The 25961-nt window shown below is 38.4% G+C and carries 26 protein-coding genes; 14 read left to right on the forward strand and 12 right to left on the reverse strand.

The genetic code is table 11. The annotated features are described in order from the left end of the window. A partial coding sequence (locus ACKPEB_RS18685) for a metallophosphoesterase family protein (RefSeq protein WP_408966481.1) occupies nt 1-1342 on the forward strand: 1342 nt, incomplete at its 5' end. Nucleotides 1343-1381: 39 nt separating this feature from the next. On the opposite strand, the gene ACKPEB_RS18690 is transcribed toward ACKPEB_RS18685, so the two are convergent. Next, the gene (locus ACKPEB_RS18690; protein WP_408966482.1) at nt 1382-1945 is read right to left on the reverse strand and encodes a GAF domain-containing protein; all 564 of its coding nucleotides are present in this window, start codon (nt 1943-1945) and stop codon (nt 1382-1384) included. Nucleotides 1946-2059: 114 nt separating this feature from the next. Between ACKPEB_RS18690 and ACKPEB_RS18695 the strand changes: the two genes are divergently transcribed. From ACKPEB_RS18695 to ACKPEB_RS18705, 3 genes are all read left to right on the forward strand, one after another. Continuing rightward, nucleotides 2060-2851 (forward strand): mechanosensitive ion channel family protein, encoded by a 792-nt coding sequence (locus ACKPEB_RS18695; RefSeq protein ID WP_408966483.1) that lies wholly within the window; start codon nt 2060-2062, stop codon nt 2849-2851. A 70-nt stretch (nt 2852-2921) separates the two neighbouring features. Further along, nucleotides 2922-3065, forward strand: a complete 144-nt coding sequence (locus tag ACKPEB_RS18700; protein ID WP_408966484.1) for a hypothetical protein — start codon at nt 2922-2924, stop codon at nt 3063-3065. Between the two features lie 453 nt (nt 3066-3518). Continuing rightward, nucleotides 3519-4424, forward strand: a complete 906-nt coding sequence (locus ACKPEB_RS18705; RefSeq protein WP_408966485.1) for a DnaJ domain-containing protein — start codon at nt 3519-3521, stop codon at nt 4422-4424. 276 nt (nt 4425-4700) lie between these two features. Here the strand turns inward: ACKPEB_RS18705 and ACKPEB_RS18710 are convergent, their stop codons facing one another. Beyond that, nucleotides 4701-5462 carry a phycobilisome rod-core linker polypeptide gene (locus ACKPEB_RS18710; RefSeq protein WP_408966486.1) on the reverse strand — a complete coding sequence of 254 codons (762 nt, stop codon included), beginning with the start codon at nt 5460-5462 and terminating at the stop codon, nt 4701-4703. Nucleotides 5463-6042: 580 nt separating this feature from the next. Beyond that, nucleotides 6043-6780 (reverse strand): HAD-IIB family hydrolase, encoded by a 738-nt coding sequence (locus ACKPEB_RS18715; protein WP_408966487.1) that lies wholly within the window; start codon nt 6778-6780, stop codon nt 6043-6045. 223 nt (nt 6781-7003) lie between these two features. On the opposite strand from ACKPEB_RS18715, the gene ACKPEB_RS18720 reads away from it, so the two are divergent. Beyond that, complete coding sequence (locus ACKPEB_RS18720) at nt 7004-7618, forward strand: LysE family translocator (protein WP_408966488.1); 615 nt, start codon at nt 7004-7006, stop codon at nt 7616-7618. A gap of 3 nt (nt 7619-7621) precedes the next feature. Here the strand turns inward: ACKPEB_RS18720 and ACKPEB_RS18725 are convergent, their stop codons facing one another. The 3 genes from ACKPEB_RS18725 to ACKPEB_RS18735 all read right to left on the reverse strand — a co-directional run bounded on the left by ACKPEB_RS18725 (nt 7622) and on the right by ACKPEB_RS18735 (nt 10809). Next, complete coding sequence (locus ACKPEB_RS18725) at nt 7622-7975, reverse strand: slr1659 superfamily regulator (protein WP_408966489.1); 354 nt, start codon at nt 7973-7975, stop codon at nt 7622-7624. A gap of 38 nt (nt 7976-8013) precedes the next feature. Continuing rightward, a complete protein-coding gene (locus tag ACKPEB_RS18730) occupies nt 8014-8607 on the reverse strand; it encodes a DUF6272 family protein (protein ID WP_408966490.1) in 594 nt (197 codons plus the stop codon). Nucleotides 8608-8778: 171 nt separating this feature from the next. Further along, on the reverse strand, nt 8779-10809 hold the full coding sequence (locus tag ACKPEB_RS18735) for a SpoIIE family protein phosphatase (protein WP_408966491.1): 2031 nt from the start codon (nt 10807-10809) through the stop codon (nt 8779-8781). A gap of 632 nt (nt 10810-11441) precedes the next feature. Between ACKPEB_RS18735 and ACKPEB_RS18740 the strand changes: the two genes are divergently transcribed. The 4 genes from ACKPEB_RS18740 to ACKPEB_RS18755 all read left to right on the forward strand — a co-directional run bounded on the left by ACKPEB_RS18740 (nt 11442) and on the right by ACKPEB_RS18755 (nt 15503). Then, a complete protein-coding gene (locus ACKPEB_RS18740; protein ID WP_408966492.1) occupies nt 11442-11879 on the forward strand; it encodes an RrF2 family transcriptional regulator in 438 nt (145 codons plus the stop codon). Nucleotides 11880-11940: 61 nt separating this feature from the next. Further along, nucleotides 11941-12873 carry a cysteine synthase A gene (gene cysK, locus ACKPEB_RS18745; RefSeq protein WP_408966493.1) on the forward strand — a complete coding sequence of 311 codons (933 nt, stop codon included), beginning with the start codon at nt 11941-11943 and terminating at the stop codon, nt 12871-12873. Nucleotides 12874-12947: 74 nt separating this feature from the next. Then, the gene (locus ACKPEB_RS18750) at nt 12948-14300 is read left to right on the forward strand and encodes an APC family permease (RefSeq protein ID WP_408966494.1); all 1353 of its coding nucleotides are present in this window, start codon (nt 12948-12950) and stop codon (nt 14298-14300) included. Between the two features lie 3 nt (nt 14301-14303). Further along, nucleotides 14304-15503 carry a hypothetical protein gene (locus ACKPEB_RS18755; protein ID WP_408966495.1) on the forward strand — a complete coding sequence of 400 codons (1200 nt, stop codon included), beginning with the start codon at nt 14304-14306 and terminating at the stop codon, nt 15501-15503. 351 nt (nt 15504-15854) lie between these two features. Here the strand turns inward: ACKPEB_RS18755 and ACKPEB_RS18760 are convergent, their stop codons facing one another. From ACKPEB_RS18760 to ACKPEB_RS18770, 3 genes are all read right to left on the reverse strand, one after another. Beyond that, on the reverse strand, nt 15855-16211 hold the full coding sequence (locus ACKPEB_RS18760) for a hypothetical protein (RefSeq protein WP_408966496.1): 357 nt from the start codon (nt 16209-16211) through the stop codon (nt 15855-15857). 179 nt (nt 16212-16390) lie between these two features. Further along, nucleotides 16391-16714, reverse strand: a complete 324-nt coding sequence (cutA, locus tag ACKPEB_RS18765; RefSeq protein ID WP_408966497.1) for a divalent-cation tolerance protein CutA — start codon at nt 16712-16714, stop codon at nt 16391-16393. 28 nt (nt 16715-16742) lie between these two features. Then, entirely contained in the window at nt 16743-17651 is a 909-nt protein-coding gene (locus ACKPEB_RS18770) for a pentapeptide repeat-containing protein (RefSeq protein WP_408966498.1), read from the reverse strand. Between the two features lie 265 nt (nt 17652-17916). On the opposite strand from ACKPEB_RS18770, the gene ACKPEB_RS18775 reads away from it, so the two are divergent. Then, nucleotides 17917-18792, forward strand: coding sequence for an NAD(P)-dependent oxidoreductase (locus tag ACKPEB_RS18775; RefSeq protein ID WP_408966499.1), 876 nt, complete (start codon nt 17917-17919; stop codon nt 18790-18792). Between the two features lie 490 nt (nt 18793-19282). On the opposite strand, the gene ACKPEB_RS18780 is transcribed toward ACKPEB_RS18775, so the two are convergent. Further along, nucleotides 19283-21403 (reverse strand): S8 family serine peptidase, encoded by a 2121-nt coding sequence (locus ACKPEB_RS18780; RefSeq protein WP_408966500.1) that lies wholly within the window; start codon nt 21401-21403, stop codon nt 19283-19285. Nucleotides 21404-21601: 198 nt separating this feature from the next. Continuing rightward, entirely contained in the window at nt 21602-22786 is a 1185-nt protein-coding gene (gene tnpB / locus ACKPEB_RS18785) for an IS200/IS605 family element RNA-guided endonuclease TnpB (RefSeq protein WP_408966529.1), read from the reverse strand. 145 nt (nt 22787-22931) lie between these two features. Between tnpB and ACKPEB_RS18790 the strand changes: the two genes are divergently transcribed. The 3 genes from ACKPEB_RS18790 (at nt 22932) to grxD (ending at nt 24421) form a co-directional block, all read left to right on the forward strand. Next, a complete protein-coding gene (locus tag ACKPEB_RS18790) occupies nt 22932-23600 on the forward strand; it encodes a hypothetical protein (RefSeq protein ID WP_408966501.1) in 669 nt (222 codons plus the stop codon). Between the two features lie 88 nt (nt 23601-23688). Beyond that, nucleotides 23689-23946, forward strand: coding sequence for a BolA family protein (locus tag ACKPEB_RS18795; protein WP_408966502.1), 258 nt, complete (start codon nt 23689-23691; stop codon nt 23944-23946). 142 nt (nt 23947-24088) lie between these two features. Further along, nucleotides 24089-24421 carry a Grx4 family monothiol glutaredoxin gene (grxD, locus tag ACKPEB_RS18800; RefSeq protein WP_408966503.1) on the forward strand — a complete coding sequence of 111 codons (333 nt, stop codon included), beginning with the start codon at nt 24089-24091 and terminating at the stop codon, nt 24419-24421. A gap of 144 nt (nt 24422-24565) precedes the next feature. Here grxD and ACKPEB_RS18805 read toward each other — a convergent pair whose 3' ends face one another. Then, on the reverse strand, nt 24566-24814 hold the full coding sequence (locus ACKPEB_RS18805; RefSeq protein ID WP_408966504.1) for a DUF6761 family protein: 249 nt from the start codon (nt 24812-24814) through the stop codon (nt 24566-24568). A 317-nt stretch (nt 24815-25131) separates the two neighbouring features. Between ACKPEB_RS18805 and ACKPEB_RS18810 the strand changes: the two genes are divergently transcribed. Then, nucleotides 25132-25890: a response regulator transcription factor gene (locus ACKPEB_RS18810; protein WP_408966505.1), complete on the forward strand. Its 759-nt coding sequence runs from the start codon at nt 25132-25134 to the stop codon at nt 25888-25890. Nucleotides 25891-25961 lie beyond the last annotated feature (71 nt).

Raw genomic sequence — 25961 nt, forward strand, 5'->3', positions numbered from 1 at the left:
TATATTATCTCCTCAACCTAAACCGGAAACAGGTGTTAAAATTCTATTAACTTCTGATCATCAATTGATGCCAATGACGGCAGCTAATTTACAAAAGGTTGCAGAAACAATTCCACAGTTAGATGGGATCTTTTTTGCAGGAGATTTAGTTAATGTTCCTGATCGAGCCTCGGAATGGTTTGATGATCTTCGCGGGAATAGTTTTTTTCCTTGTTTACAAGGAAAAGCCAACTATACATTAGAAAAAAATCAAGTTGAAACGGTTTATCAAGGGGCTAGTTTAATTCAGAATATGCCTTTATTTACAGCTATTGGCAATCATGAAGTGATGGGCGTTTTTTCTGAAGAATTAAGTTTAAATCAACAGTTTAATCATCCTTACCCTCGATTTTTAGCGGAAATTTTATATCAAAAGGAAGAAGAAAAAATTAATCCTCAAAAGGATGCAAAAATCAAAGAACGTTGGATCAGAAATCGAACTTTTAATGCCGAGACTTATCAAGAAATTTTTACCTTACCAAATGGGGATAAAAATTATTATGCTTTAAGCTTTGGAAATATTCGATTAGTGGTATTATATTTAACTAATATTTGGCGATCGCCTAGCTTAGAACCGAATATAAAAGGACGCTATCGAGAAAAACAAGCTGATTTTAATTCTCCTGAAAACTGGGGGTATGGACAACATATTTTTGAATCTATTCAACCGGGAAGTGAACAATATCAATGGTTAGAAGCAGAATTAAATCGTCCTGAATTTCAACAAGCCGAATATAAAATTGTCATGTTTCATCATCCGCCTCACAGTTTAGGAGAAAATATTGTTCCTGCTTATACTGATCCGCAACAAATTATTGAAAAGGATAATCATGGAAATATTAAGATGATTCGTTATGAATATCCCTTAAATCAAGATTATCTTATTAAAGATGTGATTCCGTTATTAGAAAAAGCAGGGGTACAATTAGTTTATTATGGACATTCCCATTTATGGAATCGTTTTATGAGTCCCAGTGGAATGCACTTTTTAGAATCTTCTAATGTGGGGAATAGTTATGGAGCATTTTTAGGGGATAAAAAACGTTCAATTCCAGTAGACTTTACAGAACAATATGCGGCTACCGGTGATCCGAATGGTTTAGAACCCATCATCCCCAGCTTAAAGCCCTTATTAGCAGAAGATGGTCAACCGTTACCTTATATTGCTAGTAATGATATCACCGTATTTAGTATTTTAGACACAGAAATCGGAACCGTTACAAGCTACTATTTTGATACGCGATATCCTGAATCAGACGTGATCAAATTTGATGAATTTAAGTTAGAAGAGAATAAACAATAGACAGAATAATAGAGAAATAATCTCTAGTTTAGATTACATCTAAACATTAAAATTAATAATTTCTGGTGCGGTTGATAGGGTTTCTGCGGTAGCTTTCATCAGGTCAACTTCTGAAGGATTCCAAACATGAGGACGTTGACAATGATGAGCAATTAATAACCCCCAAAGTTCGTTAACAACAATCACAGGAACGACTAAATTAGCCCGAATTTTGAGACTGCGTAAAAACCCTTGATGACAAGGATGTATGGGTTCTGTTTCTATATCCGCGATCGCTTTAATTCTTCCGTGTTGATAAGACTGAGCATAGTTTTGATTAAAGCATTCATCTGCCCCTGTAGAACCATAAATGGATAAGGTTATGTTACTTAATGATTCAAAAGTAACTTGTCCTTTCCATTGATAATAAAAATAATATAAAACGACTCGATCAGATTGAAGTTTAATTCTGAGTTGATCTAGTTCTTTTTGAATTAAGGTATCTCGTCCCAGGTTGGTTTTTAACCGTAGTGCAAACCGTTGTAAACCGGGATCGGCTGAAGCAGGTTGCTTTCCCAAGTTTGGAATATTGTTAAATTCGTTAGGGGTTGGAGAAGAATTCATGCAAAGTCAATACAATTATATTTCACGGGTTCATTCTATCATAAAATTATAATATTAAGCTGATGAATGAGCAATCATGAATTCAATTTCAACTTTGATGAGGATTTATAGCCTATGCTTACAAGGGAACAACAACAGGAATTATTGAATTTATTAATTCAATTAATCAATTATTTTGCAACTCGTATTTTGATTGCGAGTTTAATTTTATTATTAGGGTTATGGTTAGCAAAATTGATACAACGTTTAAGCAAACGGTTAATGATTAAAGCTCAATTAGAGCCAACCTTGATTCGATTTTTAGTTAATTTAATTTATATTGCAACGGTTACGTTTGTAGTTTTAGCAGCCCTGGGAAAACTCGGAATTCAAACCACATCTTTTATAGCGGTTTTAGGCGCGGCTGGGTTAGCCATTGGTTTAGCACTACAAGGGTCTTTATCCAATTTCGCTTCCGGGGTATTTATGATTATTTTCCGTCCGTTTAAAGTTCAAGATTATATTGAAGGAGGGGGAGTAGAAGGAACCGTTGAGGAAATTTCAATTTTTACAACTCTTTTAACGACACCCGATAACAAAATAATTATTATCCCCAATAGTAAACTTTATGGCGATAAAATTGTTAATCACTCCATTCAACCTATCCGTCGCGTCGATTTAAAGTTAACCTTTAATTATCATACAAATTTAGACCAATTACGAGATATATTTACCTCTGTTGTTCAGGGGGATCAACGCATTATATCGGAACCGATACCCGATATTGAGATTCAAGAAATAGCCGCCAGTGGGATTAAAATTTTACTAACGGTTTGGGTCAGAACTCCTGACTATTCTAGGGTACGTTCTGATCTCAATGAACGTCTGAAACACAGCTTAGATGCTCAGGGAATTCAATTAGTTTGATTTGATTTTCTATTGCCACAGAGGAAGTCATAAATGCTAAAATTTCTCCTAGAGTTAGGCGAGGTAAATTATGGCATCCGACTTAGATCGTGGGATTATGAAATTTAAAGGGGCGGACAGTCCCACTGCTATTATTCTCTCTTCCGTGCTGGTTTTGGGAGGAATTGGCGTTTTAGTTTGGTGGGCGTTACAAACAGCCTATTCCCTCTCATAACCTGAAAAATAGAGATAAAACCAATGAATCATTCTGTGGATGCTAGTTAGCATCCTTTTTTTGATTATAGTTGTAATTTATCTGTCTTATACTAGCCCAAAATGTCATGCAAGGAATATCAAATTTAATTAGAATTACTCCATGTTCTCAACTTTCTTTAGGGGTATTATGGAGGTTAATTTTCTGTGTTACGGTGGTTAAAGCCCCGATACAGCCTTGGTTGGGCTCTTGGTCTCACAGGTTGATTTCCTTAAAAACTCGTCGATGCTTACGCATATTGCAAGAAACCGGAGAATTACTCGTTTAATTAAAAAATTTTAAACAACAGTTTAGAACCAAGGTTTTTCGCAGAAATCTGGTTTTTTCAGGGCTTAGGGTTGGGAACAGGCTATATTAAGAGCAAAGGGGTGCGATGGTTTCAATTGTAAGTTTCGCTAAGGAAGGCAGAAAAGTATGTTTGAATTTAAACAAGGGTTATTTCAGTTTGAGTTTACGGATCATCATGCGATTTTAGGGGTTTCTCTAGCGGCAGACTTTGAGGAGATTCGCAAACGCTATATGCGGATCGCTCGCCGTTTGCATCCTGATACTTGTCCCTTTGACAACCCGAAGGATCAGGAGTTAGCCCAGCAATTATTAGCAAAGTTAGTCAGTCCGGCTTATAATCAGTTTTCTAAAGAAACGGAACGCAAAGAATATATTCTACTGTTAAAAACAATAGGTGATCGTACCGTCAAAGAACAGCATAACCTGAACTTGCAAACGGAAGTCGCCCAAAAACTGATGCAAGCTTCTGATTATCAAACGGCTTATGAAGCCGAGCTTCAAGAATTAGCTAAAAATCAATATGAATCTCCCCAAAAAGCCTTAGATTTAATCGGTCAAATTAGCGAATTAAACTTAGTTTATTTATTGCGTAAAACTCAAAAAAACGGGGGGGCTGTCTCTTCATCTCCTCAAGGTTCTGACTCAACTTCGACTCCTACTCCAACCCCTGTGATAACGAAGAAAGATTCATTCGTTGAACAAGCTTGTCGGCGTGCGGAACAGTTAATGGCGACTCAAAACTATGCCGAGGCAATTTTAGAACTTAAAGATGCTATTAAAAGAGAACCCGATAATAGCCTTTGTCATGCTTTATTAGGGTTAGTTTATTTAAAACAAAATCAACCCAAACTTGCCACGCCTCATATTAATCGAGCATTACAATTGAACCCAAAACAACCCCAAGCTTTAGATGCTAAAAAACAACTGGAAAAAACAACGCCCCAAGCCGCAACAAAAGCACAAACAGCCCAACAACCGCCTAAAAAAGAAGGAGGTTTGTTTGGAGGATTATTTGGTGGAAAGAAAAAATAGGCAATGGGCAATAGGCAATAGGCAATGGGCAACGGCCAATAGGGAACAGCAATTTCTCCTCTTCTCCTCTCTCCCCCTGCCCCCCCTGCTCCTCTTCTCCTCTCTCCCCCTGTTCCCTACTAATAAACAGGTAGGGGCGAAATATTCGGCTATTGATTGATGAGTATTTTCACCAATCTTTATCCGAATTTTCCGCCCCTAGAACTGTAGATGGGTTTTCAACGCTATTTTAATAACGTTTTTATGGAAAATTAGCTGACTTTGCCATCGCTAATATTAATTTTTGCGGTAGGGAACCATGGTTTCAATACTGATATCACCTAACGCAACACGAGTCACGGGAGTGATGGTCGGAGTCACAGCCCGTGCTAAACCCAAGAAATTCGCAGGATCGCCTGCTTTGAGTTGTTTTTCTTGGGGAGTAAACCGACGAACCTCGTTTTGCCAGACGATTTGAGGGAATCCAAGTTGGTTCCGATGGTATTCGTTATAGCGAGGTGTTCTGAGATTAAAAGGAACTTCCCCTTGATTGCGCTGAAGCAGCACCCGACGGCGTTGGTAAGGAACCGTATCATACCCGAAGTTATCCAGGTATTCATCGCTATCGAGTAACTCATCAATAAAACCTTTAGGGCCTTTGTTAGCAACCACAATCGACCATGCAATTTTTTCACGTTCGCTGTAAACATCCCGTCCTAAGATACGTTGGACACACATCTCGACAAAACGGTAGTTGCTATTGGTTTGATAGTTGCGACGCAGGAAGGGATCGGAAGTTGCTAAACCCCGAATGAAATCCCGTACATTAATTTGACCAAACTTAAGCTGAGACTCTAAGTTGGTTTGACGGTTGCTTTTCAGGATTTGATGTTCGCTGTAAATTTGGCGATAAGCAGCCCAAATGATGTCATCCCACTCAGAACCAGAAGGCATATTTTCAGCCGTAAAAATTCTGGGTTGTTCATCACCCGCTACTTCAAAGCCCGCGACACGAACATTGCGGCTGGTCGGGCCATAGCTTAATAAAGGAAGCGCCACCTTAATATCTCCTTAATCTCGAACTCAACGTCGTTTGTTATCTTCTATTGACATCCTCCACTCCCTCAACAGCAGTGGATTCCTACCAGGCAAAGCCTCTCGGTGGGTTGACGTTTCATCAAGAATCGCCTAAAAGCTAGGTCTTGCATTCTCTCCACGCCCGTTTCAAGTCTCCGAATGCCATCCGGCGACTCCCTAAAAAAATCTTGGGTTTTTTAGTTTTGCCTTTAGTTTGAATGACTCTACCACGAACACTCAGAGCTTGAGAGCGACATGGTTGGCTATCAATCAAGATTAGGGGATTAAGGCAACTCCATCTCAACTTTTAGGAATCAACGCAATAATATGTAACATTTTCTAGGGAAGTTATACCTGAGTTGCAGAGATTTTGACACTTCCACCCCTGAAGGGGATGGGATATTTAGGAATTTCACCCTAAATATCCCGACTAGACAATTGCTTGTACTCTGGGTTCTCGCCCACACGCCATTTGCCACTTTGACGATGCTCAGTGCAAGGTTTTTGGGGCCGCGTACGATCTGGCGAGGGTTCATACATTTTGTGTTAACCGGATCAAAAGTTAGAATGTTTTTCCATAATATTTGATTCCGTCCCAAATTCCAGCGACTCCGGGTAACTCACTGTAATAAACATTCTTTAAAGTTTTAATTTTTTCGACTAATTTTAATTCGGAATTTCCCACTGCAATACTGTTTAATCCGGTTTCAAATAAGGGTAAATCATTTAAGGAATCTCCCGATGTAATGACGGCTTGGGGATGTAGGTTTAAAAATTCAATTAATTTAAGCAATGTTGAACCTTTAGCAACACCTTTGGGCAAAATATCTAAATATTTATCTGCCGAGGTAATACACTGAAATCCAGCTTCTTCAATTTTTTTTACAATTTGGTCTGGGTTTTTATCGGGTTTATAATAATAGGAAACACGATATTCAGCAAAAATCGGTTGTAAGGTTAATCCGGGTTCATCGACTAATAGTTGTTGAGCAAATTCACTGGCATTTCCCCAAATTTCGGCAACCCAATTCTGAACTTCTGCAACGGGGGTTAAGGTTTTTCCGTCATAAATTGTGGTTCCCACATCTCCAATAATATAATCCGGTTGGGGAATCTTAATGTCTTTTTGTTCATATAAACGCAGGATCAGTTCTAAACTTCGACCTGTAACAAAGATTAATTGTAAGCGATCGCGATTTTCCTCTAAATAGTCATAAAATTCCTGTCGTTGTTCTGGAGAACCTCCTAAAAATGTACCATCTAAATCTGTTGCTAAAACTAAAGGATGATTCTGAATCATAGTTCCCTTTGATATTGCGTTTAATTGAGGAATTCCATTATTAGTCTATCAGATGCTAAAAATGGAGTAAGCTCTTGAGAGAGAAGAAACGATATTTTTTGATTGATGCTCAGTACCCAAATATAATTATTTGCACATGGAGTGATTCCCTGATCCCTGTTCCCATTCAATCGCAGTTCCTGTTCCCTTTCTCAACTAGATAATTTATTTTTAACAAGGACTTATGAGTTTTTTTGCTCAAGGTTTCATCATTGGTTTTTCCATTGCTGCCCCTGTGGGGCCAATTGGGATTTTGTGTATTCGTCGTTCCTTATGTGATGGGTATTGGCTGGGATTTTTGACGGGGTTAGGTGCTGCTAGTGCGGATGCCTTCTATGGTCTTATTGCTGGATTTGGATTAACGATAATCTCTAACTTTTTAGTTAGTCAACAAATCGAATTAAAGCTAATTGGAGGCTTATTCTTATGTTATTTAGGTTTAAAAACAATCTTCACTCAACCTGTAAAACAAGTTGAAATTTTATCCTCAAAACAAGGGGTGAGTGCCTATACTTCTACCTTCTTTCTCACCTTAACAAATCCGATGACAATTTTATCCTTTGTTGCTATTTTTTCAGGTTTAGGCTTAGGGAATAAAAATCATTATAGGGATGCAGCTATCCTGGTTTTAGGCGTTTTTTTGGGATCAGCATTGTGGTGGTTTCTCTTGGTTAGCGGAGTGAGTGTATTCCGTGATAAAATCAGCACTCGTACTCTACAAGGGGTGAACCGAATTTCTGGAATTTTGATTTTTGGGTTTGGATTAGCTGCATTATTCAGTTTGATTAAAATTAATTAAACATTATTCAATATTAAGCTGCAAACTGGGTAAAAATTTTTTAAGATTTTGTAAAGATTTATCTTGCCAGGCCACTTCTTTAGTTCCTAAAATAATTAATTGAATTTGAGGTTTCTTTCGCAAGCTCATCACAAATTTTGATAATAAACTAATTCCCGAACTATTTAAAAAAGATAGATTTCTTAAATCCAAAGTCATGAGAGGTGGTTTTGTTGCTGTCACTTGGTCTAATAAGCTTTTAATCGGTTCATATTCAACAGGCCCTCCTAAACTTAATTCTCCTTGAAAACAAATTGTAACGGATTCAGGATCATATTGAACAATATGGTCTTCACCTTTAATTTCTTGTATTGCCATTTGTTATACCTCTATCGAGTTGTGAAAACAACTTAATTTTACACGGTCACTTGAGCCATTGTTGTAACGACAATAATTTTCGGTTCTTCGGAGATTTGTTCAAATTTCCACCCCAGCAGAGCTTGATAATCATTGATCATCGTTAATAAGCCTAAACCTGAAGCATTATTATTTTCATCTTCTGCACTTTGTTCAACTTGACGAATATACAACTCATTGGAATCTTCAGTGAGTAATTCATGAATGAAAAATTGAAACTTTTCCATGCCTTCTATGGTAATAGAATTGGTCGCAAAAATAGCAGCCGTTATCGCGTTGCTTTCTTCGATAAAGTGAATACCAAATTTAATTCTGGATTTTACCATTTCATTATTAAATTTCATGGCATTTTCTAATAATTCATTAGCAACATAACTAACGGCTCCTTTCCCTTGTCTAATTCGTTTTTCGCGGCTAGGGTGATCAGCATCCAAGGGTAAAAAGGTTGAAAAGTAATCTGCTACAAAATGAGCCGATAAAAGATTATTCTTCCATCGTTGTTTAATCGGTCGAGAGGTGGGTGTGAATGTCAACTCTAAAGAATCATGATCAGGAGGAAATTGATGTAAAAACTCTCCAAAAATTTGTACCATAATTATTAGACCTTATGGTCAATCAAGGGATAATTTAATAAGGACACTTAATCTAGCAGATGCCACTCAAAACATCAGGTTTTACATTATCTTAACTCAACTCTACAAAATCATCAATTGTTTGACAATATTCTGTTTAACCCTGGCGATGTCAGTTAGAATATCCTTTTTCTAGCGTTGTTTTAAAATCAATAGGGTAATATCATCAAATTGTTTTTGATTCCCCATAAATGTTCTGACATCGGAAATCACAGTTTCTTTAATTTCCTCCGCTTGTTTGTGCCAATTTTTACTCACAACTTTACACAGTCTTTCTAGTCCATATTGGGATTTTTCCAGATTTCTAGCTTCGGTAATTCCATCCGTATAAAGCACAATAATATCTCCCGTCTTTAACTCAACCCAAGTTGGATGAATAAATTCCGAAATATCTTCATCTAAACCAATCGGTAAACCTAAATTAATGGTATTAATTCGTTCAACTTTACCTTCTTGACGAACCACTAAAATTTCCTCATGTTGACCTGTGATACTGAGATGACCATTTTGATAATTTAAAATCGCTAAAGTCATATTTTTATCAGAATTCATCCGTTCAACATTTCGATAAATTGCTCGGTTTAAAATATTTAAAAACTTAACTGGATCAGACTCTGGAATTTCTTTGAGAGTCCGAACGGCTGCTTGAGTCATGACCATTAAAATACCACTTTCTAAACCATGACCTGTCACATCTCCGATGCCAATGGTGACAACCCCATTAGTATATAGAATATCATAATAATCCCCACCAACTTCATAGGCAGGCTCCATATAAACAGCAATTTCTAATCCTTGAATTAAGGCTAATTCTTGGGCTTTGGGTAAAATTAATTGCTGCATTTGCCCGAATAAATATAACTCTCCACTCATGCGACAATTATCGGCTTTTAATCGTTGATTTAACGCTACAATTTTAGCATTTGCTGCCACTAATTCTGCGGTTCTTTCTAGCACTTTTTGTTCTAAGGTTTCAAAATAACCTTGGATTTGATTCGCCATTTGATTAAAAGACTGGCTTAGTTCTGCGAGTTCAATAATTCGGGTAGCTTGAACATTTTGATCTAAATCTCCTGTCGTGATTTTCTGAGAAGCTCGATTTAATCTTAAAATAGGTTCAGTAATCCAACGAGCCATTAAAATTCCCATTGTTGTTGCCACAACTAATGCAATTAAACATAATAAAATTGTTCTCTGAGTATTAGCATTAATTTCTCCCATAAAATCTGACTCAGGAATCGCAATCACAATCAGCCAATTCAGACCTAATTGTTCTTGCCAAGGAGTGACCCATAGAAAAGTTTTTTCACCGTCTAATTTAAAATTTAAGGCTTGTTTTTTATGAATTTTGCTGAGATGATTAAACCGTTGAATCAGATATTGACTAGAGGCTCGAATTAACGGATCACGGCTTTGAAAAGCACTTAATCGTTTGGATTCTCCATTCAATTCTAAATAAGGCTTTTCAGAACTGGAACTTGCCACAATCAAACCATCCCGTTCTATAATAAAAATTTTACTCGAAGGACTAATATATAATTTTTTTAAAAAATTACTAATCTGAGTCAAAATTAGATCAATTCCCAAGACTCCGACTAATTGATTTTGCTGATTATAAATTGGATAACTAGAAGCAATAGAAATGACTTCAGGACGATCATCCCATTCATAAATATCCGTCCAAATCGGTTTACCGACTTGGACAGCGTTACTATACCATTCATCTTCCCGATAAGGGTATTTTTCAGTTGTGAGTAGGGTTGTCGGATCACCTTGATGATCTAAAGCATACCGTTTATAATAACCGTTATCCTTTGGTTTCATGAGTTCTAAATAAAGTGTCCCATCATCTTCTCGACCCACTCCTAAAAACAATCCATCCACAGTCCCTAAATTAAAATAACTGAGATAGGGATAGACTTTCATTTGCTTCCAAAACAACTGACGAATGTCATTTAAATCTTGAAAATTAAACACTCCTGATTGAATCAGATTTAAATTCACTTCATTAACCTGAATCGGAGTTTTTAAATAATAGTTTAATTTTTGAATAATCCTTTTGCTAACTTCATTTTGTAGTTTATTAGCTAAATTATTGACAGAGCTTTGTCCATTTTCAAATGATAACCACCCTACTAACCCAACCGCAAGAAAAATTTGCAAAACAAAGGGAAAAATTAGCAGATTTCTCAGAGAAATATTTTTAAACTGGGAAGAAACCCACGGATGAAGAAATCGATTCGACATAGACTTTATGCTGAAAGAGGAAGATAAGTAATCCATTGTAGTGCTTTAGCAGAATTTTGAAACTCCAGCACAAAAAGAGGGTTATTTTTTCTTGATCACTAATAAGGGATCAAAGGATTGTTTCAATTGTTCCGCCATCGAATTAAAAGAATTTGCCAAGGTTTCTAATGCTTGAATTCCTGTAATTTAAAGAATTAGATCTCACGGAGTGACAACCCCGTCAAAAACCTGAGCTAGTAGAGGGAATGGAGGCAAATTGCGGTAAAAAAAGATTGATGATTACAACTTATCTGTTAACTCCTTCCCTCAAAAAAAACTTATTTACCCTTCTAACTTCATTCGCTAGTTAATCATTCTTTTCTTTTTCTATTACTTTTTCAGCAAGCCGTACCTAAAAACAGACGTTCAACTTCCAACCCCTTACCCCTAAAGTCCGATTTTTTCTAGGATTTTTTCCCGTAAAACTGCCATTGATTTAACCCCGATTATTCCGAGAGGAAAACTGGGGTATAATCATTTCTAGTGAAACCGTTGTCAATAATTTCTGCGTGGAACTCTCCTGTAAAAGTCAGTATGCCTTGCTCGCCCTGATCGAATTGGCGACCCACTATCATGATCCTGAACCCAGGCAGGTTCGCCAAATTGCAGCCCAGCATAACATTCCTGATCGCTATCTGGAACAATTACTGGCAATCTTGCGGCGCTGTGGTATTGTTCGCAGTCAACGAGGTTCCAAAGGTGGATATTATCTAGCGAAGGAACCTGGGAAAATTACTTTGTTTGATGTGGTCAACTGCTTAGAAGGCACAGATCCCGAAGCAGTCACTCAAAATTCTTGCCCCAATACCGTTGAAAGTTCAATTATTTGGGAATTTTGGCAAGAAGCTGAACAAATGGCTAACTCGGTGTTACAGAAATACTCCTTAAAAGACTTGTGCGAACAAAGAGATGCTCGACAACAGAAGGATATTATGTATTACATCTAAACGGTTAGGTTGGAGTTCCTAAGATTCCTTGTATCACTGTTCTTTATTTTTGAGTTTCAATATGCGTATTGCTCATAACATTACTGAATTAGTCGGTCACACTCCCTTAGTCCAACTCAATCGCATTCCGCAGGCGGAAGGATGTGTGGCTCAAATTGTCGTGAAATTAGAAGGGATGAATCCCGCCTCCTCCGTCAAAGATCGGATCGGGGTAAATATGATTGATGTTGCCGAAAAAGAAGGACTGATCACCCCCGGTAAAACTGTATTAGTGGAACCCACATCAGGAAATACCGGAATTGCCTTGGCAATGGTCGCTGCTGCTAGAGGCTATCATTTAATTTTAACAATGCCAGAAACCATGAGTTCAGAACGTCGGGCGATGCTGAAAGCTTATGGGGCTCAACTGGAACTCACCCCAGGAATTGAAGGCATGAGTGGCTGTATTCGACGTGCTCAGGAAATTGTCGATACTCTACCCAATGCCTATATGTTGCAACAATTTCGTAATCCAGCTAACCCGCAAATTCATCGCAAAACTACGGCGGAGGAAATTTGGACGGATACCGATGGTGGCATTGATATTCTGATTGCTGGGGTGGGAACTGGAGGTACCTTAACAGGGGTGGCAGAAGTCCTGAAACAACGCAAACCCAATTTTCAAGCGATTGCGGTAGAACCTGCTAATAGTCCGATTTTATCCGGGGGCAAACCAGGGCCCCATAAAATTCAAGGGATTGGGGCGGGGTTTGTTCCTCCTGTCTTAAATGTGGATCTCATCGATGAAGTCATTCAAGTTCAAGATGAAGATGCCATGACCTTTGGCCGTCGAATTGCCCGTGAAGAAGGAATTTTATCAGGAATTTCCACCGGGGCGGCGTTATATGCGGCGATTCAAGTGGGCAAACGTCCTGAAAATAAAGGCAAACTGATTGTTATGATTCAACCGAGTTTTGGCGAACGTTACCTCAGCACCGCTTTATTCCAAGAGTGATGATCCATAGGGGCGGGGTTCTCCCGCCCCGAATCATTGATCAGTAGGGCAACAAACAGTAACTCCAAATATTCATGACTTCATTGAACCAGACAACTCCGCCTTCTAATTTTTCTGAAAAGCCGAATTTATCTTCAGGTCATATTAGTTTATTAACCGCAATTTGTCTGGTGGTTGCTAATATGATTGGAACGGGTATCTTTACCAGTTTAGGGTTCCAAGTCATCGATATTCAATCGGGTTTTGGGATTTTATTATTGTGGTTAATCGGCGGAATTTTTGCCCTTTCGGGTGCCCTTTGTTATGGAGAATTAGGAGCCGCTATGCCCCGTTCCGGGGGGGAATATCATTATCTATCTAAAATTTATCATCCTCTGTTGGGGTTTCTCTCAGGATGGGTTTCTGTCACCGTGGGTTTTGCGGCTCCGATTGCAGCAGCAGCAATGGCGTTTGCTCAATATCTATCCAGTGTCTTTCCAAGTTTAAATTCTTCGATGGCGATCGCCTTGATTGCTGTTGTATTCGTTTCTTTGATTCACAGTCAAACTCTAAAACTTGGTAGTTTATTTCAACAAGCATTTACGGTTTTAAAAGTTATCCTAATTTTAGTTTTAATTTTAGCTGGATTAACCGTAGCTCATCCACAACCTATCGGTTTTTTACCTAATGTTAATGATATTCCAAAAATTTTTAGTTCTTCCTTTGCGATTTCTTTAGTTTATGTAACTTATTCCTATTCCGGTTGGAACGCAGCCGTTTATTTAGCCAGTGAGATTAAAGAACCTGAAAAAAATTTACCGCGATCGCTCCTCATCGGTACATTAATCGTTACAATTTTATATTTATTACTTAATTTTATTTTTCTTTACACCACCCCTATCAATCAATTAGCCGGACAATTAGAAATTGGTTATATTGCAGCGCAACAAATCTTTGGTAATGTTGGGGCAAAAATCATGGGTTTATTAATCGCATTCGGCTTAATTTCTTCAATTAGTTCAATGGTATTAGCGGGGCCAAGAGTTACCCAAGTCATTGGAGAAGATATTCCTTTATTTAAAATTTTATCTAAAAAAAATAAACAGGGAATTCCCTATTATGCGATGTGTTTACAATTGGCAATTGTCATTACTTTAATCATTACTTCCAGCTTTGAAGCCGTCATTACCTATTTAGGATTTACCCTAACTTTTTGTTCCTTTATCACCGTTTTAGGAGTGTTTGTCTATCGCTTTCGTTGTCCTGATGCGCCCCGTCCCTATCAAACTTGGGGATATCCGATTACCCCAATTATTTTTTTGGGAATTAGCCTTTGGATGCTAATATTTATTTTTCAGGATAAACCATTAGAATCCTTAGCCGGATTAGGAACAATTGCCTTGGGTTTACCTTGGTATTTTATCGGAATTCGTTATAAATTAGTGTAATCTATGAAAATTCAAGCTTTATTGTTCGTCATTTTCAGTATTTTCGGGTTGCAATCTTGTTCTAAAACTGAACCACAACCCAACCTTGAAACACCCCAAGTTGAAGTTGGGGAAACCGCAAAAACTTCATCCCTAACTCCAGCGAAACCTATTGATCCTTTAGCTCAATATGATCAAAAACAAGGAGATGATTTAACCGACACGGCTAAATTTATTGCGGGAATGAACGTTGATCAAAAGAGTCAATTTTATCCGTTACAAAAATCTCAATTCTGGGTTAATTATCGTAATTTTATTGATCCAGCTTGGTCAAAACTAGAAAAACAACAACTCACCAAAGTTAGTCAATGGTCGCAGGAAGAATTAGCTAAGATTAATCAATCTAATCCTCGGATTTTTTATCCCTTTAGTGGCCCCGATTTCTTGTATGCTTATTTATTTTTCCCAACGGCTCAAGAATATGTTCTCGCTGCTTTAGAACCCGTTGGAACCGTTCCTAACTTTCAAGAATTATCTGAAAGTCAACGCAATAAAAAGTTAGCTGATGTTAGAGATTCTCTTTATTCTTTACTTCAGTTTAGTTTCTTCCAAACTAAAGAAATGAAGTCTGATTTATCGAATCAAGGCGTTTTACCCCTGATTTTATTATTTATGGCGAGAACTAATAATCGAATTTTAGATCTGCAATATATTGGGTTAGATCAAGATGCTAAAATTCAAAAATTTGAAAAAGGGATGATTCCAGGGGTTAAAATTGATTTTGTTCATCAGGGAGAAAAACAACCCCGAACTTTATATTATTTTTCCGGGGATATTTCTGATGACGGCTTGAAAAAAACACCCCAATTTAGCCAATTTGTTAAACAAATGAATCAACCTGTAACATATTTGAAAGCGGCATCCTATTTAATGCACAGACCGACTTTTTCAACGATTCGAGGGTTAATTTTAGATCAAAGTCAAGCGATTTTACAAGATGATTCTGGAATTCCTCTTAAATCCTTTGTTCCTCAACAATGGAATTTAGACTTTTATGGAACCTATACCGCTCCTATTTCCTTGTTTAGTGTTCGTTATCAACCAGATTTAAGGAAAGTTTATCAAAGCAATTCATCGCTAAAACCCCTTAATTTTGGAGTCGGTTATAAATTTGGGGTCAATCAATCCAATATGATGTTAGCAACAAAAAAGGAAAAACCTTAAGGCGGATTTTATAGCAGGGAACAGGGAACACTTCGACAAGCTCAGTGCTTCGCAGTAAGAAGTGAAAGAGTTTTAGAATTCAAAAATGTCCTAACTGTAATGTGTAGTCCTATAGTGCTACGCGCAAGGGAACAGGGAACAGTAAGAATTGAAAGGGTTTTAGAGTTTAAAAATGTCCTAACCGTCATGGGTAGTGCTATATATTAACTCATTGATCAATCACAATTTTTGGTTCATTTTATTGCGCTCATAAAAAAAATGTAGGTTGTTTTTTTATTGTTAAACCAGCCTACAAATTAATTGATAATCAATTAAAAATATATTCAATTTTTCAGGAGAATTTCTATTGATTTAGTTGAAATTTAAGGACGATTCCTTACAAAGATCCACCCCCATTAAGTCCGTGTATTTTCCATCTTCATATTCAGCACGAACATCGAAAACACAATCATTTTCTGGGCCACCATAGTTAATCGCTTCCCACTCAAAATCTTGTTTTTGCCGATCATCGATACTTCCTTCTAGTGCATTCTCACCCCAATTATCTTCTTCAGGAGGTGAAAAATATACAGCCGTCATGGTTTTACCACTATTATTAATCACTGAAATATTCATCGTATCCGCTAAAGCACTGAAAGCGGTTAAAGCAATGACGGGTAAAGATAGGCAAGTAGAAATAGCAATGCGATTCACGACATTGTTAGTCATGGTTTAAATTCCTTGAGGGTGCATGATTTTTCGAGGTTTAATCATACCAGATCAAGTTGGTTAAAATCAATAAAAGAAAACAAAATTTTTAAGTACCCGAACATAATTATTTACACATTTCTAATTCCCAGGAAATCGCAGTTCCTTTCTCAACTCGGTAATTTATTTTGCACAAGCACTTAATTGTTCTGAGTTTGTTCAGAAATCCAGTTTAAATAATCCGCCGAACCTTGAATAATGGGTAAGGCAATAATTTCAGGAACTTCGTAAGAGTGAAGTTGTTTAATTTTAGCTTCTAATTGTTCAAATTGTCTGAGATCGGTTTTGATCATTAATTGCCATTCATCCTCCTGACAGAGTTGTGATTTCCAGCTATAAATCGAATGAATAGGGGTTAAACTCACACAAGCTGCAAGTTTTTTTTCAACTAAGACTTGGGCAATTTTTTCAGCTTCTAACCTAGAACTTGCTGTAACAAGCACGATCACATAACCTGTTCTCATGGATACTTTTTTTAATTCTTCCTATTAATCATCTTAACTCAATGGCACACGTTTGAGTCTGAGATTGATATAAACTAGAACAGGTGATTGCTAAATCCAGATAAAGTTTTAAAGATTGAGGTAATTTTGCTCCATGAAACTGAGTCTCTTCAAGCATTGCTCCTAATAAAGACGCATCTCTTAAATCTGCATGGCTTAAGTCAGCTTGAGGTAATTTTGCCCAGTTTAAATTGGCCCACGTTAGGCTCGCTCGTTGTAAATTAGCTCCGGTTAAATCTGCTTTTATTAACCGAATACCTCGCATTTGGGCTGCACTTAAGTTAGCATTCATTAATCTTGCATCTTCTAAATCTGCACCATTGAGCTTCGCTTCACTTAAATTTACACCCTCAAGATTAACTCGATTTAATTTTAGACCATTCATATAAGCTTTTTGAAAATTTACACCCGTTAATTCTGCTCCAAATAGGTTAGCTCCACTGAGTTTTGCACCGATTAAATTGGCCCATTTAAAATTCACTCCGGTTAAATTTGTTTCTCTTAAATTCGCCATTTGTAAATTAGCCGAGCATAAATTGGCGTTGGCTAAGGTCGCAGATCTTAAATTAGCTCCTGTTAGAATAGCCCCAGTTAAATTTGCATTGGGAAATTTAGCTTTGACCAAAAAAGCACCACTCAGATTCGCTTTACTCAGGTTTGCATCCCCAAATTTAGCTTCATTCATTTTGGCATAACTTAAATTGGCACGATGTAAACAGGCTCCATTTAACTTAACCCGACTCAGGAAGGCTCGACTTAAATTGACTCCGGTGAGGTTGGCTCTTGACAAGTTAACGCCAATTAAAATAACACCGGATAAGTCGGCACCTTGAAGGTCTACCTCTGTAAAGTTGGTTTCTCCTTCCTCGTATCGTCTCAAAAGTTGCTTGACTTGCATCGTTCTATCACTCCACTTCCCTTGGTTTGTATCTCTAATATACCCATAAATCTTAAGAAAGTTTTTATATTTTTGTGTTTAACATTTTTTAATAATTGTCAAACGGCAATCTGGTTATTTCTCTTGTATGGTCTGAAGTTCTGCGTGTATATAACCATTTTTATGTTATTATTAAATTTATTTGTTAAAGTTTAATCCGTAAAAATACTTAATTATTAGTTAAAGAACTTTTTGTTCCCTGTTCCCTAGTACAAAAATAAGCACAATGAAAACAGCATTTTTAGGTTTAGGTGTCATGGGTGGCTATATGAGTGCCAACCTTGCTACAGCAGGATATTCTGTTAATGCTTGGAATCGAACTCCAAATCGCCCTGGTGTTAAAATCGCATTAGAAGCTGGTGCTAATCTTGTTTCTTCAATTCAAGAAGCCGTTACGGATGTTGATATTATTTGTACCTGTGTGGGTGATATTCCTGATGTTGAGGCTGTTATATTAGGGAAAAATGGTGTCATTCATTTTGCCAAACCCGGTGCAATTGTGATTGATTTTAGTACCATTGGTTCAGCAGCGGCTCGCCTGATTTCAGAACAACTGAAACCGGCTAATCTTCACTTTTTAGATGCTCCTGTTTCGGGCGGTGATATTGGAGCTAAAAATGGCACATTAACGATTATGGTGGGAGGAGATGAAAATATATTTAAAATGGCTCAACCGATCTTACAAACCCTGGGAAAAAATATCCGATATTGTGGAACCGTTGGTAGTGGTCAAGCTGTTAAATTATGTAATCAAATTTTGGCTTCTTTAAATATGGTAGGCATTTGTGAAGCTATTTTATTAGCAGAAAAACAAGGCATTGATCCGAATTTAATGGTTGAAATTTGTAGTACCGGAGCCGCCGGATCTTGGGCGTTATCCAATTTAGGATTAAAAGTGGCTCACGGAGATTTTGAACCGGGTTTTATGATTAAACATATCTTAAAAGATTTAAGAATTGTTCAAGAAACCCTTGATTCTGATCCGTCTCTCCCCGGTACAGAACTGGCTAATCATTTATTTAAAAGGGTTCAACACTTAGACCCAGGATTAGGAGAAAATCAAGGAACACAAGCCATGATTCGAGCCTATAAAGAAGGATAAAATTCAAACAGGAGTTAGAAGTTTATCCTGGTAGTGGGAGCATCCCCGCTCCCTAAAATATACAGTCCCCACTTAAATCTTCTCAAAACCTAAAACCCAATAACGTAATCAACCTAACCGACTGACTCACTCTATAATTGCTGTAATATTAGCAGCATCCTGTTGTCCAATTTGTTAAAAAAACGTAGCAAAATAAGGAATAGAAATCTTAGGCGGCTGGAGCATGGTTCGATTTTAGGAACAAATTGTTGATTTTAATTATCCCATGATACAGTTGATTTTAGATAACAATTCTTTAACGAAAACAGAATAGAAAATTCCTAAAAAATGCGATCGCCATGACAATACCCTCAGCTAAAATAGCTGTAGGGTGGGTCGTTATTCCTAACTTGTCCACCCTACCATCTATCTATAAGTACAAAAACCGAGTTTTTATACAAAATGATTGAGAAACACCTCCAAGGAGCCACAAAAACTGGGTTTCCAAACCTTACAATCCTAACTCCAATTTCCAATATTTGAGAGTTCCGGTATTTTCAGGAACCCCATCAATTACTTTTAATTGCCAAGTTCCTTGGGCTGGAAGATTCAGGAATTGTCTTAAATACAGTGTATTTTGTAAGGTGTAAGTTGTTTTCAATTGGGTATTAATTCCCAAAGTTCGATTTTGCAGTAATACTTGATCGTTATTCGGTGCAACTAACCAAACTTCAATATCTCCTAAAAAGCTATGTTCAATTTCAACAGTCACTTGAATATCTTGAATCGGACTGGTTTCTGTAATAGAAAGTGAACTGCTTAAACCCTTGGAATTATTGTCAGGAATCGCCATAGTTTGACGGTTTTCCTGAGAAATATTCCGAGTGATTTGTTGTTGAGCCATAGGTTTATATTGTGCCATTTGCACCGCTTTAAACGCATTAACTTTGCCATATCCGAACCATTGAGAATAGCCGTTTTTATCATAAGTACCCATGCGAATTCCCAACTGAGGATCAGGATCAGAATCCACAATTTTATCTGTACTTTGTTCGAGAATTCGTCTAACTTCTTGTGCCGTTAAATTCGGATTAGCAGATAAAATTAAAGCCGCAACCCCAGCAACAACGGGAGTGGCGCTAGAAGTTCCCCCGAAATCCGGTGCAAAATCCGATTGATTATAACCCGCCGCACCCATGCGGTCAGTTGTAAATACTCCTAACCCCGGTAACGTTCCTTTCAAAACCGGAGGTGTGCCGATATATCCGGTTTCTTGTAACCACATTCCAGGGGGTGCATTATTACTCGGAGCACAGACACAAACCCCCGTTCCCCAGTTACTATAAGCGGATTTTTTCGCTAAACTATTCGATGCAGAAACCGTAATTACATCGGGATGAACCGCAAATCCTGATAACCATTTAACCCGGCCTTTAATAATATCATTCGGCCAGCCCGATTCATCCAGAATCCCATTAATCGGTCGATTGGCATTTCCAGCGGCAAAAACAACCACACAACCTTTCCCTTTACGACCTTGAGTTGCCGCTTTATGAATCACCGCTTTTTGACGGACAGATAAAGGAAAGTAAATCGCACTGGCGCCCCAACTACAAGAAATCACAGAAGCGCCTTTATCAATAGCCCAGTTAAAAATCTGTTCCACAGATTCATCGTCTAAAAATCCGGTTGTCCGAATTGGCATTAAAGCACAACCTGGTGCTACCCCAACAATTCCTTTCCCGTTTTCTTCTGCTACCGCTATCCCGGCACAAGCAGTTCCATGATTATCCGTTGGGGCTTCAGGAAGAGGGATATTATCTCGACCTTTTAAATCTAAAGGCGCAACAATTTTACCCACTCCTTGAAAATCGGGGTGATTAATATCGACAGAATCATCGGTAATGGCCACCACAACGGAACGAACACCTTTCGTAATATCCCAAGCTTGCTCGGCACAAATATGACTCGCGGCGGTCATTTGGTTCCCGTCATTACAGTTTAAATACCATTGTTTACTATAAAGAGAATCACGAGGAACATAATGGGCCTGACTTTTAATAACAATATTAGGTTCAGCTAATAAAACTTCTGGATTTCGGGTTAAACGATTAGCAATTTTTAGCGGGTTTTCTTGAGCTTGGGGGGTGGTTTCATAAACAAACCCATTGGGTACACCCTCGATAGGTTTTAACTCTTTTAATCCCAAGTTTGAAACAACAGCATTTCGTGTTGAGGCATCAACTTCTTCTTGAAATTGAATTGTTAGTTGATTGGTTAAATAAACCGTGGAGGCTGGATCACTATCGAGTTGGTAAACATGACTTGCAAAGTCAACATATTCAGAATTTCGAGCTAATTCCATCGCCTCATCGAGTTGATTCGATGCCACTTGAACCACCTCTAGGGAAGGAGCAACGCTATTCGCGTGTTGCATCGGAATTGAAGGCTGTGGTAGATCTTTAACTTCCGACGCACTCGGAGACAATCGCACCGTGAAGCGGTCAGGAACTTTATGTAGGATTAATTCTTCTCCACCTCGTTGCAAAACATATCCGATACTATCGTCAGGAACACCAATTCCTTCATAGTTTTGGGATAAAGCAGTAGATGAGTTAATGGGTGATGTCATATTTAATCTATCCTTTTTCCTCGACGGTTTAAACTCACATTCATCATGTAGATCTATTGATTCTGGATGGTTTGGCAGAAAATCAATCACGTATGATCCCCACCCCCCAGAAAAAATATAACCTGTCTGGGTTAACCGGGGATGAGGTTATTGGCACGGTATGGGATCAGTGAAGATTAATGTTGACAACTCCCCAGCCTAAAGGCGTGAGGATTCTTCCTTCACAGAAAAACGCCTTGTAAAAGCAGTGCCTTTACTGGGTCTTACTCTTTCTCCAGAAGCGGTAGCGAGATGCCCTCCCGCCAGAATTCGTAAACCTTCATCTCTAATATTCAGGGCTGCGTTAATGTCCCTGTCATGTATTGTGTGACATTTAGGACATTGCCAACTGCGAATATCTAAACTGAGATGATCTACTTGATGTAAGCAGTGACTACAGGTTTTGGAACTCGGGAAAAATCTGTCTACTTCGATGTAGACTTTTCCCTCCCATTCTGCCTTGTATTTCAACATAGTACAGAATTGACCCCATCCAGCATCACTAATAGATTTAGCTAGTTTGTGGTTTTTGACCATGTTCTTAACTGCCAAATTTTCTATAACTATGACTTGGTTCTCGTCAACTAATTTACGACTTAGTTTATGTAGAAAATCTTCACGACATCTAGTAATTTTGCTGTGAACTTTAGCAACTTTAATCCGCGCTTTGTTGCGATTACTAGACCCTTTCTGCTTGCGGCTAAGTTGTTTTTGTTTCTTGGCTAGTTTGACTTCATATTTCCGGTAATACTTAAGATTGCTATGTTTAGTCCCATCGGAGGTAATAGCGTAATGGTTAATTCCCATGTCCACACTAATAGCTTTGCCTTCTGATGTTGAAGCAGGTTGATCATAACCATCATCGTAAAGGCAAGCAGCATAATATTCACCCGATGGAGTTAATGAAACAGTAACAGACTTTAACTTACCTTCAGGTAGGCGCGATACTTTACAGTAAACTTTACCTAATTTTGGCAGTGTTAATTCGTCACCATTTAGCTTTATTCCTTGTGGAATACGAATAGATTGTTTTTGTCCTTTCTTTTTGAAATTGGGGTACTTAGCCCGTTTTTCAAAGAAATTCAAAAACGCACTAGACAAGTCCAAAGCAACTTGTTGTAAACATTGAGAGGGGGGTTCTGTTAACCATTCATCTTCTTTTTTTAATGACGGCAACAGATTAATGATGTCATTACGACTTAACCCCTTACCTGTTGCTTTATATGTTTCGCTAGTTAAGTTAAGCGCATAGTTGTAAAACCAGCGTACACATCCAAACGACTTGGCAAGCAATATCGCTTGCTCACGGGTTGGATAGATTGTGTACTTGTAGGCTTTTAACATTTTGCTTACCAAACTAAATTGACTATGGTAAGCTAAAGTCCGACTCATGTAAAGTCCCCATAGAAGGGGGAGCTTTTAAACCCATTTTTCTGATAAGATCCATCAAGTTTGATGTTTTTTCTTATCGCGTTCGCGCCATTGAGTCATGCTATCCTCTGGAACTGTCAGTTTCCTTCAACGTACAGCCTATCTATCTATCCCTTTGATGATGGCTTGGGGTGTCTTATCACCGCTTCACGTTAATGCTCAAGAATCTTCTCCAACTCTTTCACCAGAAGATGTACAGTTGAGGGATGGAACAGAAACTGAGATGACACCTCCATCGGCTGACCCCGTACCTCTGAACCCGAATGATATTCGTCCTTTATCTTTGAATAGTAGTTTTTTAAGTGTTGAGGGCGGAAAACGGTTAATGCAAGAAGCTGATAGTGCAGTTCAGAGTGAAAATTATGCTGAGGCAGAAAAAAAACTTCAGGAAGCTCGTCAAGTTTTTAACCAATTATCCAATTTCTATCAACAGTTAGCGACCAGTTTTTCCGGTGTTGATAACCGCATTGCAGACAGCCAACGGAATTTAGCTCGTGATACGGCTCAAATGCGGGATACTGCTACCTATCAGTTAGCATTATTACACCGAGCTAAAAATCAACCTGAACTTGCTGTTCCTCTATTAATTCAGATTATCCGATCCCAAGCTCCAACCCGCGATTTAGGTAAAAAAGCATATCAACAACTTCTTGAATTAGGATTTGTGAGTGACCCCTTCCCCCGGACTGGAAGCGGAAACACTCAACCCACCTCCACCGCACCTTAAAAGTCACCGAAGCGGGGAAAGTACAAATGTCCTTCTCGTTAACGATGAAGCTCTAAAATATATTTTTTAAACACCATTAGGAATAGCCATGATTACACTCAAACAAGTTGAAGCGATGATTCAAGCGGAATTGCCGGATGCGGTGGTTCAAGTCCAAGATTTAGGCGGTGGCGACCATTTACAAGCGATTGTGGTGTCGGCTGAATTTGAAGGGAAAACCTTGGTCAAACAACACCAAATGGTTTATAAAGCCGTTAAAGAAGCGATGGCAACCGAAGCGATTCATGCTTTAGCATTAAAGACCTATACCCCTCAAGAATGGGAAAAAAATCATCAAGTCGCCTAATTGTGATTTAATCGTGACAGAGGTTAACACTCAAATTCAGTAAAATAGGCTAAACTCGAATCTATGATTGTGCAATAATCTTGCCAATCTATTTGTTAATTCCAATCCCGATAATTTAATTCTACTGATTCAACACAGAACTATGACTCAAGACGTACAAGACGTAACAAAAAAAATTGAAAATCTCATCAAAACCAACAAAGTCTTTGTCTTTATGAAAGGGACAAAGTTAATGCCGATGTGCGGTTTTTCTAATAATGTTGTACAGATTTTAAACCGTTTAGGGGTTCCTTTTGAAACCTATAATGTTTTAGATGATTATGAAGTTCGTCAAGCCATTAAAGAGTATTCAAACTGGCCGACGATTCCCCAAGTTTTTATTAACGGTGAATTTGTTGGCGGTTCTGATGTGTTGATTGAACTGTATCAAACGGGTCAATTACAGGAAATGGTAGAAGTTGCTTTAGCTTCCTAAAAAGAATATTGGGTGTGGGGTATGGGAGTGTAGAGTGCGGAGGACAGAGTGGGAAGTCTCGATGATTAGCTGATTTCTCCTCATCTGCAAGGCTCCTAGACTCCGCCTGTCACTCCTTTCCCCAACCCTTTCGGAATAGCTGCCTTAATAATAGTCTACTTGCGGTTGAGGCATCGGCATTTCAAAATTCGAGGGATCGTAAATGTATCGCGTGGTTTCTTCCTCCAAACGACTAATGAGATAGGGTTCTAAGGTGTTCGTATGTCTGAGTGCCGCCAAATAACCGTCCAAATATAATCTGAGATCATCATAGCGATAACCTCGATTCCACATCTCGACAAGGGCGTCGGTGAGTTTTTGGTAATGGCGAATGGTTAATGTGTCCTGAAGCATAGTTTTAATGGGGTTTGAGTAGTGATTACTAGATTCAAGCGGGATGGGTTCGCCATCCGGTCATTTGATTAAGCATTAAATCACCGGGCTATTCCCGAACTGACTAGCAAGCTTAGAACGGACTAAGGGGACAATGACTGGTCTATCTCTATGTTAACTCGCTTTATCTTAACTTCTTCTGCCAGGGAACTGAGCTTCTTTTGAGAGTCTTAATAGTTTTGAGGAAATAAGCTGTTGACAGAGTAACAGGAGCTACAAAATCAGAAAGATTACCCTGTTACCCTTGAATTCAATATTGAAGAAGGAAGCTCGTATCCGTGGGATCTGCTTGTATTTCAATTATTGAAGGAAACCCGCATTTACGATCACTCTTGGGTTGGCATTTACAGCACGTTGGTTACTCGGTTTATCAGGCGGCTGATTTGCATCATGGAAGGGATATCTTCTATGCTCATCAACCCAATTTAGTGATTTTGGATGCTGAACTGCCAGAGGGGAATAGTTTGGAATTTTGCCAATGGCTTCAGCAGCAACGACAATCGTTAATTCTGATGTTGTCGGCTCGCACAACGGAATCGGATATTGTCCGAGGCTTGAGAGCGGGTGCTGACGACTATTTAGCAAAACCTTTTGGAATGCAGGAGTTTTTGGCCAGAACCGAATCTTTGATGCGCCGTAGTCGCACCATTGTTCCGCCAACAACTTTGGATTATGGAGCACTCAAAATTGACTTGGTACAACGTCGAGTTCGTTTACACAGTCAATTAATTGAACTCACGCCCCAAGAATACAGTCTGCTTTATGTGCTCGCACAAGCTTGTGGCGAACCTTTGAGTCGTTCAGAATTATTGCGACGAGCATGGCCTGATTCTATTGATAATCCTCGCACGATTGACACTCATGTTCTATCGTTACGGAAAAAAGTAGAAACTGACCCTCGCCAACCGAATTTAATTCAAACCGTTCGGAATGTTGGCTATCGTCTCAATTTAGAAATTCTGAAAGCGGAAACCGTTCACACGACTCGACTCAATGGGAAATATCCACCAATACGCGTTAAAACAGGAAGTGGCTAATCTTTAACTCACAACTCCTCACCGTTAGATCGTTGATGATTGGCGGTCTAATCTTTACTTTTAATGATTCC

The organism is Planktothrix sp. (assembly GCF_046067725.1).
Classification (GTDB): Bacteria; Cyanobacteriota; Cyanobacteriia; order Cyanobacteriales; family Microcoleaceae; genus Planktothrix.